We start from the raw sequence: 1,468 nt of genomic DNA on the forward strand, positions 1-1,468 counted from the left end.
GCTGTACCCGCCGACCCCACCCGATCCGCAGCTGCCCGTGCAGCCGCCCCCCGCCCTGCCGCCGGACTGGCTGGCGCAGCCGCAGGCGCTGCGGCTGGTGGTGCTGGACGGTACCTGGCGCAAGAGCCGCAAGATGCTGTACCGCAACCCCGGCCTGCAGCAGCTGCCGCGCCTGGCACTGCAGGACCTGCCACCCGGGCGCTACGCCATCCGCAAGGCGCAGGCCCCGGACCAGCTGTCCAGCTTCGAGGCCGCGGCCCTGGCACTGGCCCGGCTGCATGCCTGGGAGGCCGGGCACCCGGCCTGGGCGCAGTTGCTGCAGTCCTTCGAGGCGGCCATGGCCCTGCACCAGCGCCTGCAGGCTGCAGGCCGGGCACCGCCGGGCGATTGAGACCGGGCGCGCAGCGCCGCGTGGGAGGGTTCCAACGGAAATACACAGGCCAAGCGCAGACAGCCCGGCAGCCAAGGCAGGACGTCAGGGCCTGACGGGCGCTCGCGCCCCGCGCGCAACCGCCCGCGTGATCGGGCGATGGGGCCGTGGGATCAGCACTGGTAGGCCGCGACCGCCGCGCCCTGCAGCGGGTGCAGCGACAGGCCCTGGCAGCGTGCGTGCAGCACGGTGCCCTGGTCGAACTCCAGCTCCATGGTGACCACGCCCTGCAGCTCGCAGGGCACGGGCAGGCGCTGGATGCGCTGGCTGTGGTGCAGAACCAAGCCCTGGCGCAGGCGCCCCAGGCTGGCACCGGGCTCCTGGGCTTCCCAGGGTTCCACCCCTTCCAGGGTCAGCAGCAACGGGGCCCAGACGACTTCCTCGCCCTCGGCGCCCAGGCCCTGGGCGTCGATCATGCGGGCCGCCGAAAACCGCAGTTGCAGGCGCCCGTCGGCCCAGGTGCATTGGGCCACTTCCGAATCGGCAAATTCAAAAAGCATGCTGCGCCTCCTGTGTCAGTGCCTGCACCAGCCAGTCCACCTCGGGTGCGGTGGGTCGGTGCAATGGCAGCAGCATATGCACCTGGAAGGCAATCGCAAACTCCAAAGGTCTGACCACCATGTCAGCACCCGCGCAAGCGCGGGCCGTCAGCGGGTTGACGATGGCCACGCCCAGGCCGCGCTGCACCAGGGCGCAGACGGCCACGGCGCTGTGGGTTTCCAGCAGCAGTTGGCGCTCCACGCCCGCGGCGGCGAACACCGCGTCGATCTGCAGCCGGTACGGATCGTCGCGCGCCAGGCTGATGAAGGGCTGGCCGGCAAAGTCCTGCACACCCAGCACCGGCCGGGCCACCAGCGGGTGGCGGGCCGGCAGCACCGCCACCTCGTCCATGGCCGGCAGGGACAGCACCCGCGTGCCGGGCGGTGCCTCGCCCAGCTCGGTCAGCCCCAGGTCGAAGCGCTGGGCGGCCATCCACTCCTGCAGCAGCGGCCCGTCCTGCGTGGCCACGCTGACGGCGACCGGGCCGTGGGCCGCCTG

The 1,468-nt window shown here is 72.5% G+C and carries 3 protein-coding genes; 1 reads left to right on the plus strand and 2 read right to left on the minus strand.

Annotation, left to right across the window (positions count from 1 at the left end):
* Positions 1-391 (plus strand): DTW domain-containing protein (locus SJH88_RS19065; protein ID WP_274755383.1); only part of this gene is annotated, 391 nt, incomplete at its 5' end.
* 152 nt (positions 392-543) lie between these two features.
* Here the strand turns inward: SJH88_RS19065 and SJH88_RS19070 are convergent.
* Together SJH88_RS19070 and SJH88_RS19075 are read right to left on the minus strand one after the other, a co-directional pair.
* Positions 544-930 carry a hypothetical protein gene (locus tag SJH88_RS19070; protein ID WP_042416779.1) on the minus strand — a complete coding sequence of 129 codons (387 nt, stop codon included), beginning with the start codon at positions 928-930 and terminating at the stop codon, positions 544-546.
* Positions 920-1,468 (minus strand): LysR substrate-binding domain-containing protein (locus SJH88_RS19075; RefSeq protein ID WP_274755384.1); only part of this gene is annotated, 549 nt, incomplete at its 5' end. The genes SJH88_RS19075 and SJH88_RS19070, both read right to left, overlap by 11 nt.

This window comes from Comamonas sp. GCA5 (assembly GCF_036541385.1).
Classification (GTDB): Bacteria; Pseudomonadota; Gammaproteobacteria; order Burkholderiales; family Burkholderiaceae_C; genus Comamonas; species Comamonas aquatica.

Coding starts and splice junctions, on each gene's coding strand:
- SJH88_RS19070 (WP_042416779.1), bottom strand. CDS start 930: ATGCTTTTTGAATTTGCCGATTCGGAAGTGGCCCAATGCACCTGGGCC.